The 14,538-nt window shown below is 33.3% G+C and carries 11 protein-coding genes; 8 read left to right on the forward strand and 3 right to left on the reverse strand.

All coding sequences use genetic code 11. From position 1 onward, the window contains the following. Nucleotides 1-19: 19 nt before the first annotated feature. A complete protein-coding gene (locus tag DMA14_RS12025) occupies nt 20-877 on the forward strand; it encodes a penicillin-binding transpeptidase domain-containing protein (RefSeq protein ID WP_111424897.1) in 858 nt (285 codons plus the stop codon). A 174-nt stretch (nt 878-1,051) separates the two neighbouring features. Here the strand turns inward: DMA14_RS12025 and DMA14_RS12030 are convergent, their stop codons facing one another. Continuing rightward, entirely contained in the window at nt 1,052-2,596 is a 1,545-nt protein-coding gene (locus DMA14_RS12030; RefSeq protein WP_111424898.1) for a hypothetical protein, read from the reverse strand. 155 nt (nt 2,597-2,751) lie between these two features. Here DMA14_RS12030 and DMA14_RS12035 point away from each other — a divergent pair, with 155 nt between their 5' ends. From DMA14_RS12035 to acs, 7 genes are all read left to right on the forward strand, one after another. After that, nucleotides 2,752-3,918, forward strand: a complete 1,167-nt coding sequence (locus tag DMA14_RS12035; protein ID WP_111378209.1) for a 2-isopropylmalate synthase — start codon at nt 2,752-2,754, stop codon at nt 3,916-3,918. A gap of 51 nt (nt 3,919-3,969) precedes the next feature. After that, on the forward strand, nt 3,970-5,088 hold the full coding sequence (leuB, locus tag DMA14_RS12040) for a 3-isopropylmalate dehydrogenase (RefSeq protein WP_111424899.1): 1,119 nt from the start codon (nt 3,970-3,972) through the stop codon (nt 5,086-5,088). A 268-nt stretch (nt 5,089-5,356) separates the two neighbouring features. Further along, entirely contained in the window at nt 5,357-7,030 is a 1,674-nt protein-coding gene (ilvD, locus tag DMA14_RS12045) for a dihydroxy-acid dehydratase (protein ID WP_111424900.1), read from the forward strand. Between the two features lie 58 nt (nt 7,031-7,088). Next, nucleotides 7,089-8,777, forward strand: a complete 1,689-nt coding sequence (ilvB, locus tag DMA14_RS12050) for a biosynthetic-type acetolactate synthase large subunit (RefSeq protein ID WP_111424901.1) — start codon at nt 7,089-7,091, stop codon at nt 8,775-8,777. Nucleotides 8,778-8,864: 87 nt separating this feature from the next. Continuing rightward, a complete protein-coding gene (ilvN, locus tag DMA14_RS12055) occupies nt 8,865-9,386 on the forward strand; it encodes an acetolactate synthase small subunit (protein ID WP_095929307.1) in 522 nt (173 codons plus the stop codon). Between the two features lie 60 nt (nt 9,387-9,446). Continuing rightward, nucleotides 9,447-10,916, forward strand: coding sequence for a ketol-acid reductoisomerase (gene ilvC, locus DMA14_RS12060; RefSeq protein ID WP_111424902.1), 1,470 nt, complete (start codon nt 9,447-9,449; stop codon nt 10,914-10,916). A 495-nt stretch (nt 10,917-11,411) separates the two neighbouring features. Continuing rightward, nucleotides 11,412-13,322 (forward strand): acetate--CoA ligase, encoded by a 1,911-nt coding sequence (acs, locus tag DMA14_RS12065; protein WP_111424903.1) that lies wholly within the window; start codon nt 11,412-11,414, stop codon nt 13,320-13,322. A 55-nt stretch (nt 13,323-13,377) separates the two neighbouring features. On the opposite strand, the gene DMA14_RS12070 is transcribed toward acs, so the two are convergent. Both DMA14_RS12070 and DMA14_RS12075 read right to left on the reverse strand, forming a co-directional pair. Continuing rightward, nucleotides 13,378-13,776: a hypothetical protein gene (locus tag DMA14_RS12070; protein ID WP_111424904.1), complete on the reverse strand. Its 399-nt coding sequence runs from the start codon at nt 13,774-13,776 to the stop codon at nt 13,378-13,380. Between the two features lie 163 nt (nt 13,777-13,939). After that, nucleotides 13,940-14,536 carry a 3'-5' exonuclease gene (locus DMA14_RS12075; protein WP_111378040.1) on the reverse strand — a complete coding sequence of 199 codons (597 nt, stop codon included), beginning with the start codon at nt 14,534-14,536 and terminating at the stop codon, nt 13,940-13,942. Nucleotides 14,537-14,538: the final 2 nt, after the last annotated feature.

A 14,538-nucleotide genomic window follows, 5' to 3' on the forward strand; every position in this document is an offset into this window, starting at 1 on the left:
TTAATAATCCATTTTAGAAATGACATACAAAGTATTTTTAAGTTTAACGAGCGCAGTATTAATTTCTTGTTTGTCTAAGGGCACAAATAAAAATAGTGCTGTGAAAGATGAAAAAGATACTATTGTAGTTCGTCAGGATTTTAAAAAATATTTTGATTCGTGTGGTGTTACGGGCTCAATTGCTATTTATGATAACGTAAAATACAAATGGATTTTGTCTGATAAAGATGCTGGTAACATACAAACATTGCCAGCATCTACTTTTAAGATCGCCAATCTGCTTATTGCGCTTGAAACAAAAACAATAAGTAGTGAGAATGATATAATAAAGTGGATAGGGAAAACGGATACTGTAAAGTACGGTTATAGACCAGAAATTTATCATGATATGACAGTAAAGGAAGCTTTTAAAGTTTCTGCCGGATGGGTATTTGTAGAATTAGCAAAGAAAATTGGTAAGCAGAATTACGAAAAGTATTTGCAGTTATGCGATTACGGAAATGTTAATCTCTCTCAAAAAGATGCCGATTTTTGGAACTTTGGTGATTTTGGAATTTCTCCGATTAATCAAGTTGAATTTCTAAAGAAGTTATACGATGAAAAGTTGCCTTTTTCTAAAAGAAATATTCAGATAGTAAAGAAAGTAATGTTAAGCGATGAAGGTCCGGATTATAAAGTTTATTCAAAAACCGGATGGACAAGAGAAAAAGGTGTTAATATTGGCTGGTGGGTAGGTTATGTTGAAAAAGAAGGTAGAAGTTACTTTTTTGCTACCAGACTTTTACAAGACAGAAATAATAACAGAAGTGATTTTGGAACTTGCCGAAAAGATATTACGAAAAAAGTATTTAATGAATTGCAAATTTGTAATTTTTAAAACTCACAAATAAAAGTAAACCCGACAGTCTAGAAGCCTCAGGACTGTCGGGTTTGTTATTTTTACATATAGTTTGTCATTTCTCCTTTCAGTCGAAATGACAAAAAGGTCTGAAAACTATTGTTTTCAGACCTTTTTTTATATGAATTTGGAATTTCTTTAATAGAATTTTACCTAACGATTATTAAGTTTTGCCTTTTCCTTTATAATATCGGCAATTTTTCTGTTTTCGATTTTGCTTTCAAGCCAAGAAATTATATCAAGATATAAGAAAGCTCTTTTTTCGTACGTGTTTTTTTCAAGTTCTACGAAACGAGTGTGCATTTTCTTGAATTCCTTTTTAATATCGGCAGGGTAGAAGTTGTTTAAGTTTCTTAAAAACTTGATGATTTCTTTTTGGACTTCATGCAAGTCGTTCATTTTCAATAAAAACTTATAAGTGCTTTTTAAATGATTTTCTAGATAATAATCTTTTCCAAGCTCATAATGTGCAATAAGCGACAATAATCTCGCAAAACACATTAAATCTTCACGCATGGTCAAGTTTTTATTATTAATGATTTTATCTAGATAATTTATGCATTCATTATATTTTTCGTTTCCGAAATAAATAGAAGCAAACTTATAGAAGAATAACATTTCGTGATGTTCATCTAAATGTTCACTGTGAAGTTTCAGTTTTTCTAGAATTTCAGGAATTAGATACTCACTTTCTGCAAAAGTACCTTCTAAAATATGAAGATTTAACTTATTGTTATAAACATAAAGAAATGACAAAGATGCAATATTATCATTTACAGGAAATTTAGGATCTGCAATAGTTTCTTCGAGAAGATTTAAGTATTTCTTGAAATTCGATGTATATTTTAGCATATAAAGCGATTCTAGAAAATAATGATTTCCTTTTAAGAAAAATACAGGATTCAGATAAATCATGTTTGGATTATCATAAAAAAGCTGCACCCATTTATAGGCAAATTTATAACTCGCCAAGAAATCTTGAACTAGAAAGCTTCGCCAAAGATTCGCATTGTAAAACCAGTATTTTTCGCGGAAACCAAATTTGCTCTCATCAAGTTTAGAGATATGTTTATTGAAGTAATCATCAATATATCTGTATTCATCGTCATTTTTTACGTAACCTGTTTTAAGCATGATTCCGTATAGCTGAAGCGATAGATTTGACAATTTGCTTGAAATTGTATTTCTGTAATTTAATTCTTTGGCTTGAATAACCAATTCGTCTGCGCGGCCTTGAATACTTCGAGTAATATATTGCGATTCGATTAATTTTTCGAATTCTACAATTTCATACGCCATATATTTTTCATCATTCTCAAGAGCCTGCTGTTTTGTTTTGTCTAATATTTTTAAACTCTGCTTATATAATCCTTTATTATAGAGAATAACAGCAAAATCCATTTGCTCGCGAAGCTGATAGCGAATATTCTGGCTAGGAATATTTAATCTTATACTCACTAAGATCTGTTTGTATAAGTATGATTTTAAGTTAGATAACTGTACTTTTTGGATAACACCACTTTTCAAAATGAGTTTTTCATCATAAACTTCAGATTTATCTAAAATATTGAATAATTCGATAAATTTTGTGTTTGAACTCGTCTCTAATCGGCTTGCAAAAATTTTAAACTGCCTTTTTTCTGATTTTGAAAGTGATTTGATTAGAACAAATAAGAAATCTTTTTGATGGTTAGCCATTGTAAAAAATAATAATATAACTTATTGATTATAAGTAAGTTAATGAAGTATAAATCGTTTTATAAACAGTATAATTTCATTAAAATGAATTTCGTACTGTAATAGTACAATATATATTTGTTATCAAGATGTGAAATTACATTAAATAAATGAATATGAATAGAGAGAAAGTTCAAATTTTTGACACCACATTGCGAGATGGTGAACAAGTTCCAGGATGTAAGTTAGATACTAAGCAAAAATTAGTTATTGCAGAACGACTAGACAAAATGGGAGTTGACATTATCGAAGCAGGCTTTCCTGTGTCAAGTCCGGGCGATTTTTTATCGGTCTCTGAGATTTGTAAAATTGTAGAAAATGCAACCGTCTGCGGACTAACAAGAGCCGTAAAAAATGACATTGATGTTGCGGCAGCTGCTTTAAAGCATGCTAAGAAACCTAGAATCCATACTGGAATCGGAACTTCAGAATCTCATATACTCCACAAATTACAAACTACGCCTGAAGATATTATTGCAAGAGCAAAATTTGCTGTATCACACGCTAAATCTTATGTAGAAGATGTAGAATTCTATGCAGAAGACGCTGGTAGAACAGACAATGCGTTCTTAGCTAAAGTTTGTGAAGAAGTTATTAAATCTGGAGCAACTGTATTGAATATTCCTGATACTACTGGATATTGTCTTCCAGAAGAATACGGAGCAAAAATTAAATACTTAAAAGAAAACGTAAAAGGAATCGAAAACGTAATCCTTTCATGTCACTGTCATAATGATTTAGGAATGGCAACTGCAAATTCAATCGCAGGAGCTATAAATGGAGCAAGACAAATAGAATGTACTATTAATGGTATTGGTGAAAGAGCTGGAAACACTGCACTTGAAGAAGTAGTAATGATTTTCAAACAACACCCTTACTTAAATTTAGATACAAACATCAATACAAGAGAATTAAACGAAATGAGCCGTTTAGTTTCTGAAAGTATGGGAATGATTGTTCAGCCAAATAAGGCGATTGTTGGAGCAAATGCTTTTGCACACAGTTCTGGAATTCACCAAGATGGTGTAATCAAAAATAGAGCTACTTATGAGATCATGGATCCGCTAGATGTTGGAGTAAATGAATCTTCGATCATTTTGACAGCAAGAAGCGGAAGAGCTGCTTTGGCTTACCGTGCTAAAAAAGTAGGTTACGAGTTGACAAAAGTACAGTTGGATATCGTTTACATCGAATTCTTGAAATTTGCTGACATTAAAAAAGAAGTTGTAGATGCAGATATTCACCAAATTATAGAAGCTTCTAAAATAGAAGTTAATATTTAAAAAAATAAACTAGGAACAATAAGGATTTAAAGACATAAATAGCGAGAGATTATGAATTTAAAAATTGCAGTTTTACCAGGAGATGGAATTGGACCTGAAATAATATTACAGGCTAAAAAAGCTTTGTACGCCATTGGCGAAGTGTATAATCACGAATTTGTTTTTGAGGAAGCGCTGATGGGAGCGGTTGCTATCGATAAAACAGGAAATCCGTTGCCGGAACAAACTCTGAATCTGTGCTTAAATACCGATGCAGTTTTGCTTGGCGCTATTGGAGATCCTAAATACGATAATAACCCAAACGCAAAGGTTCGTCCGGAACAAGGATTACTGAAACTGCGAAAAGAGTTAGGATTATTTGCTAATATTCGTCCTATAAAACCTTATAAAGCCTTAATAGAAGCTTCTCCTTTAAAAAGAGAGATTATTGAAGGAGCTGATTTTACCATTTTTAGAGAATTAACAGGTGGAGCTTATTTTGGTACAAAAACACTAAATGACGAAGGAACACATGCTTCGGATTTATGTGAGTATTCAGAAGAAGAAATCACTAGAATTGCACATCTAGCTTTTAAATCAGCACAAAAACGACGCAAAAAGCTAACAATGGTGGATAAAGCGAATGTTTTGGAAACTTCAAGATTGTGGAGAAAAGTAGTTCAGAAAGTGAGCGAAAATTATCCAGATGTTAAGCTTGATTTCTTATTTGTAGATAACGCAGCAATGCAGTTAATCTTAAATCCAAAACAATTTGATGTGATTTTGACTGAGAACTTGTTTGGAGATATTTTATCAGATGAAGCTAGTGTGATTACAGGATCTATTGGTTTATTGCCATCAGTATCTTTAGGAGAGAAAAATGCTTTGTTTGAGCCAATTCATGGATCATATCCGCAGGCAAAAGGAAAAAACATTGCTAATCCGATTGCTTCGATTTTAGCGGCAGCGCTTTTGTTAGAGCATTTTGGATTAACTAAAGAAGCTCATGTAATTTACAAAGCGGTAGAAAAAGCAATTGAATACAAAGTAGTTACGGTTGATTTGAAACCAGATTCAAAATTTGGAACAAACGAAGTAGGAGAGTTCGTTTCTAATTTTATTTTCAGCAAAGATGATTTGCTGTATTTTAATAATGATAATGTAAGTATTGGACAATCTACAATTGTTTAATATTTTTTGTTAAAATGTGAAGATAATAACAAGAAGTCTTGTAAATGTTGAGATTTTATTTTTTTACTTCCAGAAGTTTATTTACTTTTGTAACACTAAAAAATAAATGATGCAAATCTCAATTATTATTACTTCTGTCGTTGTTGTCAATGTGATTCACACATCTGCATCGGGAATGTTATAAATATAATTGAAAGACTATATTACAAACCTTCCAAATACTGGAAGGTTTTTTTTTGAATAAAAAATTAAAAAAAATAAAACTATAATGGAATTAAATAAGTACAGCAAGACCATCACACAAGATCAAACACAGCCTGCGGCACAAGCTATGTTGTACGGAATTGGTTTAACTGAAGAAGATTTAGAAAAAGCACAAGTTGGTATTGTGAGCATGGGTTACGATGGTAACACTTGTAACATGCACTTGAACGATTTAGCAAAAGATGTTAAAAAAGGTGTTTGGGATGCAGATCTTGTCGGACTTATTTTTAATACCATTGGTGTCAGTGACGGAATTTCTAACGGAACTGAAGGTATGCGTTACTCATTGGTTTCTAGAGATGTAATCGCAGATTCTATCGAAACTGTAGCTGGAGCGCAATGGTATGATAGTATTATTGCAATTCCTGGTTGTGATAAAAATATGCCAGGAGCATTAATCGCAATGGGAAGATTGAACCGTCCATCGATGATGATTTACGGTGGTTCTATTCACTCTGGAAAATGGAAAGGAGAATCTCTAAATATTGTTTCTGCTTTTGAAGCTTTAGGGAAAAAAGTAAAAGGCGAAATCACTCCAGAAGATTTTAAAGGAGTTATTCAAAATGCTTGTCCAGGAGCTGGTGCTTGCGGAGGTATGTATACTGCAAATACAATGTCTTCTGCTATTGAAGCATTGGGAATGAGTTTGCCATATAGTTCTTCTAACCCTGCTTTAAGTCAAGAAAAAAGAGACGAATGTCTTGAAGCTGGAAAAGCAATCAAAATATTATTAGAAAAAGATATTAAGCCAAGAGACATTATGACTCGTAAGGCTTTTGAAAACGCTATTACAATTGTAGCTGTTTTAGGTGGTTCTACAAATGCTGTTATGCACTTAATTGCAATGGCGCATTCAGTTGGAATTACAATCACTTTAGATGATTTCCAAGCGATTAATGATAGAACACCAGTATTGGCAGATATGAAGCCAAGTGGTAAGTATATGATGGAAGACATTCACGAAGTTGGCGGTATTCCTGCAGTAATGAAATACTTGCTGAAAGTAGGACTTATTCACGGAGACTGTTTAACTGTAACAGGAAAAACAGTTGCTGAAAACTTAGCTTCGACTCCAGATTTACAAGACGGACAAGAAGTAATTCATGAAATTCAAAAAGCATTAAAACCAACAGGAAATATCCAAGTTTTATACGGAAATCTTGCTTCTGAAGGTGCTGTAGCAAAAATCAGCGGAAAAGAAGGGGAATATTTCGAAGGGCCAGCTGTAGTATTTGAAGGTGAATTTGAAGTAATTCCAGGTCTTCAAGCCGGAAAAATTAAACCAGGTAATGTAGTCGTCATCAGGGGTTGTGGGCCAAAAGGTGGTCCGGGAATGCCTGAAATGCTGAAGCCTACATCTGCGATTATTGGAGCTGGATTAGGAAGCAGTTGTGCGCTAATCACAGACGGTAGATTCTCGGGCGGTTCGCACGGTTTCGTGGTAGGTCACGTTACACCAGAAGCATATGACGGTGGTGGTATTGCACTAGTAAAAGATGGCGATTTAATTGCTATCGATGCGGTGAAAAATACAATCGACCTGAAGATATCTGACGAGGAATTTGCAGCAAGAAAAGCGGCTTGGGTTCAGCCGAAATTAAAAGTTGACAGAGGGGTTTTACTTAAATATGCTAAGTCGGTTTCGAGTGCATCAACAGGATGTGTTACCGATAATTAATTATAAAAAAATCAAAAATCAATTTCAGCAACATTGAAATTGATAAAAACAATATACTATGAAAATATCAGGGGCAGAAGCCGTTATAAGATGTTTATTAGCAGAAGGAGTAGATTTAATTTATGGTTACCCAGGTGGTGCTATAATGCCAGTTTACGACGAATTATATAAATTTCAAGATCAGTTACACCACGTTTTAGTACGTCACGAACAAGGTGCAACGCATGCAGCTCAAGGTTATGCAAGAGCTACAGGAAAAGTTGGGGTGGCAATTGCTACTTCTGGTCCAGGAGCTACAAACTTAGTAACTGGTATTGCAGATGCTCAGATCGATTCAACTCCATTAGTATGTATTACTGGGCAAGTTGGAAGACATTTATTAGGATCTGACGCATTTCAGGAAACAGATATTATCGGAATTTCAACTCCAGTTACAAAATGGAATTTTCAGGTAACTGAAGCTTCTCAAATTCCTGAAATTATTGCAAAAGCATTTTACATTGCTCGTTCTGGACGTCCAGGGCCAGTTTTGGTTGATATTACTAAAAACGCTCAGTTTGATGAGTTCGAATTTAGCTACGAAAAATGCACAGGAATCAGAAGTTATGTTCCAGTTCCAAAATTAAACTTAGACAAAGTTGCCGAAGCTGCAGCTTTAATCAATAGTGCAAAAAAACCGTTTATTGTTTTTGGGCAAGGAGTTATTTTGGGTCAAGCTGAAGCAGAATTTAAAGAGGTTGTTGAAAAATCTGGTATTCCTGCAGCATGGACAATTTTAGGATTGTCAGCATTACCTACAGATCATCCTTTGAATGTTGGTATGCTTGGAATGCACGGAAATTATGCGCCAAATTTACTAACAAACGAATGTGATGTTTTAATTGCTTTCGGAATGCGTTTCGATGACCGTGTTACAGGTAAATTAAGCACTTACGCAAAACAGGCAAAAGTAGTTCACTTCGAAATTGATCCTGCAGAGGTTGATAAAAACGTTAAAACAGAAATTGCTGTTTTAGGAGATGTAAAAGAGTCTTTGGCGGCTTTATTACCATTATTAGATGCAAAATCTCATGATGCTTGGCATAATGAATTCAAAGAATTAAGCAAAGTTGAATACGATTCTGTAATAAAAGAAGAATTAAATCCAACGAATGGTAAAGGAATCTCGATGGGAGAAACTATCGAAATGATCAACAAACACTCAAAAGGAGATGCCATTATCGTTTCAGATGTTGGTCAGCACCAAATGTTTGCTTGTCGTTATGCTAAATTCAATTCGACTAAAAGTAACATTACTTCGGGTGGTTTAGGAACTATGGGATTTGCATTGCCTGCTGCAATTGGAGCAAAAATGGGAAAACCAGAGCGTGAAGTAGTAGCTATTATTGGTGATGGAGGCTTCCAAATGACAATTCAGGAACTTGGAACAATTTTCCAAACAGAAGTTCCAGTTAAAATTGTGGTTTTAAATAACGAATTCTTAGGAATGGTTCGCCAATGGCAAGAATTATTCTTTGATAACAGATATGCTTCAACAAAAATGATTAATCCAAATTTCATTGCAATTGCTGAAGGATACCATATCAAATCTAAAAAAGTTACACAACGTGAAGATTTAGATGCAGCGGTCGCTGAGATGCTGGCTTCAAAAGATTCATACTTCTTAGAAGTTGTAGTCGAAAAAGAAAACAACGTTTTCCCAATGATTCCAACAGGAGCTTGTGTGTCAGAAATTAGATTAAGTTAAGGAAAAAAGTTTCAGGTTTCAAGTTTCATGTTCCAAGTTCAACAACTTGAAACCTGAAACTTGAAACAAAATAAACTAAAAAACAAGATGGAAGATAAAACATTTACCATATCGGTATATTCAGAAAATAATGTGGGTTTATTAAATAGAATATCTGGAATATTCTTAAAGCGTCACATTAATATATTAAGTCTAAATGTTTCAGAGTCAGAAATAGAGAATGTTTCAAGATTTATCATCGTAGTAAATACGACAGAAAAATGGGTTCAGAATATTGTAGGCCAGATTGAAAAACAAATTGAAGTTATAAAAGCATTTTATCATACAGATGAAGAAACGATTTTCTTAGAAAATGCTTTGTTTAAAATCGCTTCAAGTTTGTTATTTGACGAAAAACAAATTCAGAATATCATCAAAGAAAGCCAGTCTACAATTGTGACAGTTTCTCGCGATTTCTTTGTGATTTCAAAATCAGGAAGACGTTCTGAAATTGAAGAATTATACCAGAAGTTCAAACCATACGGAATTATGCAGTTTGTACGTTCGGGAAGAATATCAGTTTCTAAACAAAAAATGGAGATTTCTACATTATTAGAATCCTTTAAATAATAAAATCTTAGTTATATATAATCAATATTAAATTTCATTTCATTAAATATTAAAACAAAAATGGCAAATTATTTCAATACATTACCACTTAGATTACAATTAGAACAATTAGGAGTTTGCGAATTTATGGAGCAATCAGAATTTGCAGACGGAATTGCAGCATTGGCTGGAAAAAAAGTTGTAATTGTTGGTTGTGGAGCACAAGGTTTGAATCAAGGTTTAAACATGAGAGATTCTGGTTTAGACATTTCTTATGCATTGCGTGCTGATGCAATTGCAGAAAAAAGAGCTTCTTATAAAAATGCAACTGAAAATGGTTTCAAAGTAGGAACTTACGAAGAATTGATTCCAACAGCAGATTTAGTTTGCAACCTTACACCAGACAAACAACACACAGCTGTGGTAACTGCTATTATGCCATTAATGAAACAAGGTTCTACTTTGTCTTACTCTCACGGATTCAACATTGTGGAAGAAGGAATGCAGATTCGTAAAGATATCACTGTTATTATGTGTGCTCCTAAATGTCCAGGTTCTGAGGTGCGTGAAGAATACAAAAGAGGATTTGGAGTTCCAACTCTTATTGCAGTTCACCCAGAAAACGATCCAAACGGATTTGGTTTAGATCAAGCAAAAGCTTACGCTGTAGCAACTGGAGGACATAGAGCAGGAGTTTTAAGATCATCTTTCGTAGCTGAAGTAAAATCAGATTTAATGGGTGAGCAAACTATTCTTTGTGGTTTATTGCAAACTGGATCTATTTTATGTTTCGATAAAATGGTTGAAAAAGGAATCGATGCTGCATATGCTTCTAAATTAATCCAATACGGATGGGAAACTATCACTGAGGCTTTAAAACACGGTGGTATCACAAATATGATGGATCGTTTAAACAATCCTTCAAAAATTGAAGCTTACGAATTAGCTGAAGAATTGAAAGACATTATGCGTCCGTTATTCCAAAAACACCAAGACGATATCATTTCTGGAGAATTCTCTAGAACTATGATGATTGACTGGGCTAATGACGATGTGAACTTATTAAAATGGAGAGCTGCAACAGGAGAAACTAACTTCGAGAAAACAGCTCCGCAAGACGCTCCAATTTCTGAGCAAGAATATTTTGATAATGGAGTTTTAATGATTGCTATGGTAAAAGCTGGTGTTGAATTAGCTTTCGAAACAATGACAGAAGCTGGAATCATCGAAGAATCTGCTTACTATGAGTCATTACACGAATTGCCATTAATTGCAAATACAATTGCAAGAAAGAAATTGTTCGAAATGAACCGTGTAATTTCTGATACTGCTGAGTACGGATGTTATTTATTTGATCATGCTTGTAAGCCATTATTGACTGAATTCATGAAAAAAGTAGAAACTAATATTATTGGTAAACCATTTTCAACTTCAAACGGAGTAGATAATGCAGTACTTATCGCTGTAAACAGAGAAATTCGTCAGCACCCTATCGAAGAAGTAGGAGCTTGGTTGAGAGAGTCTATGACAGCAATGAAAAAAATTGGATAATAAAATTTGGGAACTTCCGCAGAAAAGATTTCTTTCTGCGGAATTTGCACTGTATCAATGATTTGTAATATTTTGAATTAGTAAGCACTTATTAAGAAAAAAGATATAGATGCATATTGCATTCACTTAACTTCAGAGAGTGAGTAAGTTAAGTGAAGCGGATCCCTAAAATGGGGTATATTTTGTAGAAAAATATACTTGTTGAAATTTCTGTTTTAATTAATAAAGATGCTGCTATTTTCAAAATAGAAAAAAATCACGCAGTGCGGTTACAAAATTAATTGTTATTGAAATTTGTTAAATTAAAAAAGGCATAATATCTATTTATTATGCCTTTTTTGCCCTTAAGTAATAATAGAAAATAAAGTTTTAAAATAATTTCAAATAATTATCATATTTTATTAAATAAATGTTTCTTTTTAATAAAATTTATGAATTAAATTATTTCACGGATACGTTCAGATTTAATACATTTATAAAAAAATTCAACAAACGATGAGCTATTACAAAATTGAAAATTTAGAACAATACTTTAAACATTACAATAAGTCAATAAGAGAGCCAAGAAAATTTTGGGGAAAAATAGCTGAGGAGAATTTTACATGGTACCAGCAATGGGAAAAAGTTGTTGATTTTAATATGGCCGAAGCAGAAGTAAAATGGTTTACAGATGCTAAGGTTAACATTACAAAAAACTGTATTGATAGACATTTAAGCAAAAGAGGAGAGAAGACGGCTATTATTTTTGAGCCGAACGATCCTTCTGAAGAAGCTTTACATATAACGTATAATGAATTATACGAGCGAGTTTCAAAAATGGCAAACGTTCTTCGCGAGCAAGGTGTTCGCAAAGGAGACAGAGTTTGTATTTATTTGCCAATGATTCCAGAATTGGCAGTTTCAGTTTTAGCTTGTGCTAGAATTGGAGCAATTCACTCTGTTATTTTCGCTGGATTTTCTGCTTCGGCAGTTTCTGCAAGAATCAACGATTGTGAATGTAAAATGGTAATCACATCAGACGGTGGATATAGAGGAAACAAAACAATTGATCTTAAGGGAATTGTAGATGAAGCTCTAGAAACTTGCCCTTCTGTAACAAAAGTATTAGTTGCAAAAAGAACAAATACTGATGTTAAGATGAAAGATGGTCGTGATATTTGGTTACAGCCATTATTGGACGCAGCTTTAGACAATAGTGTTGCTGAAATTATGGATGCCGAAGATCCGTTGTTTATCTTATATACTTCAGGATCAACAGGAAAACCAAAAGGAATGGTTCATACCACGGCTGGTTACATGGTTTATACTGCCTATACTTTTAAAAATGTTTTCAATTACGAAGACAATGATATTTTCTGGTGTACAGCAGACATCGGATGGATCACAGGTCACTCTTATATATTGTACGGACCATTATTGAATGGTGCTACGACTGTAATTTTTGAAGGAGTTCCTTCTTATCCAGATTTTAGCCGTTTTTGGGATATCATCGAAAAACATAAAATTACACAATTCTATACTGCGCCAACAGCAATCCGTTCATTGGCAAAAGAAAGTTTAGATTATATTCAAAAATACCCACTTAAATCACTTAAAGTTATTGGATCTGTTGGAGAGCCAATCAATGAAGAAGCGTGGCACTGGTTTAATGACCACGTAGGAGATAAGAGATGTCCGGTTGTAGATACTTGGTGGCAGACAGAAACAGGAGGAATCATGATTTCGCCAATTGCTTTTGTAACACCAACAAAACCAACTTACGCTACTTTGCCATTGCCTGGAATTCAGCCAGTTTTAATGGATGAAAAACGTAATGAAATTGAAGGAAACCAAGTGGTTGGTAGTTTATGCATCAAATTCCCTTGGCCTGGAATTGCTAGAACAATTTGGAATAATCACGATCGTTATAAAGAAACTTATTTCTCTGCTTTCCCAGGAAAATACTTTACAGGAGACGGAGCTTTAAGAGACGAAGTTGGATATTACAGAATCACGGGTAGAGTAGATGACGTTGTAATTGTTTCTGGTCATAATTTAGGAACTGCACCAATTGAAGACGCGATCAATGAACACCCAGCTGTAGCAGAATCTGCTATTGTTGGATTCCCGCATGATATTAAAGGAAATGCCTTATATGGTTATGTTATTCTGAAAGAAACGGGAGAAGTTAGAGATAGAACGAATTTAAGTAAAGAGATTAATCAGTATATTTCTGATCACATTGGGCCAATTGCAAAATTGGATAAAATTCAATTCGTTTCTGGTTTGCCAAAAACTCGTTCTGGAAAAATTATGCGTAGAATTTTACGTAAAATAGCAGAAGGAGATAATTCTAATTTTGGTGATACTTCAACATTATTAAATCCAGAAATTGTAGACGAAATTATTAAGGATAGAATTTCTTAATTGAAATATAAACACAAAAAAGCCTCTTTGAAATAAGAGGCTTTTTTTATGGCATTTACTGCTGTTGCGTTTTTTTTAAACTTGCATCATTTATAAATGTAAGTTGTTCCATATTGCTTAAGTTTGTAAGTGACAGGATTCCATTTTTATTTTCATTAATTCCATTTATTCTAAAACAAAACTCATTCCCGTCTTTATCTCTAAAAGTCACAAATTCAGCAGTGTCATCTGAAAAGTTTTGGCAACTGTTTGAGATTGTATATTTATACATTACTTTCATTTGGTTGTTTACATAATTGTAAACTTTTCCATCTTGAGTAAAACTCCATTTTGTATTATGGTTTGTGTTTGAATACCAATTTCCGAGAATACGTTTGGAAGAGGGATCTTGATCTTGTGCAAAAATTGCTGATCCAGAAAACAGTAATAGCAGTATTAGTAATAAGTTTTTCATAGTTTATATTTTTATAAATATTCCTAATATAAAATTACAGCTTTACTTAATTTGAAAAATGATTTAGCTTATAATTTTCTGTTAAAAGCATCTGTCTAAAAAAAAATGTCCCTTAAATTATTAAGAGACATTTTTTTATTGCATTGATTGAAATTTTACTAATCTATTTTATTCCCAATCTAGATTTTAATTTCAAGAAAAGAAGGCCAATTCTATAGGCATCTTCAGAAGAAGAATTTCTATCGCTTTTTGGAATTTTGTAAATTCCGCATAAATCATCAAGCGAAAATTGTTTGTCATTTATATCAGTCAATTTTCTGTACATTACATCAACATCCAGAGCTTCATTTTTTAGTCTTCCACAATTTAGACGCTCTAGAGCTGCATTTAGCATTTCAATATCAAAATTAATATGATGCCCAACCAAAATAGAATTTCCAATAAAATTTACAAAAGCTTCAAGTGCATCAGGTTCAGGCATTTTCATCATTTTACTTTCAATGATGAATTCATTAGAGAGTCCATTGTCTTGAAGATACTTGTATTGCAGTAAGACTGTTTCAAAATTTTCTTTAATAACAATGCTATCATCTATAACTGAAAAGGCTCCAAGTGATAATACAACATCCTTATCCGGATTTAAGCCAGAAGTTTCAGTTGATAATACAACAAACTTGTTAGGTTTAGTTTCGAATTTAGTTAAATAGTCTTTCCAGAAATCTGGATAGTCTTTATTGATATTTTTCAGCCAGTCTAGCATAT

Source organism: Flavobacterium sharifuzzamanii (assembly GCF_003254585.1).
GTDB classification, from domain to species: domain Bacteria; phylum Bacteroidota; class Bacteroidia; order Flavobacteriales; family Flavobacteriaceae; genus Flavobacterium; species Flavobacterium sharifuzzamanii.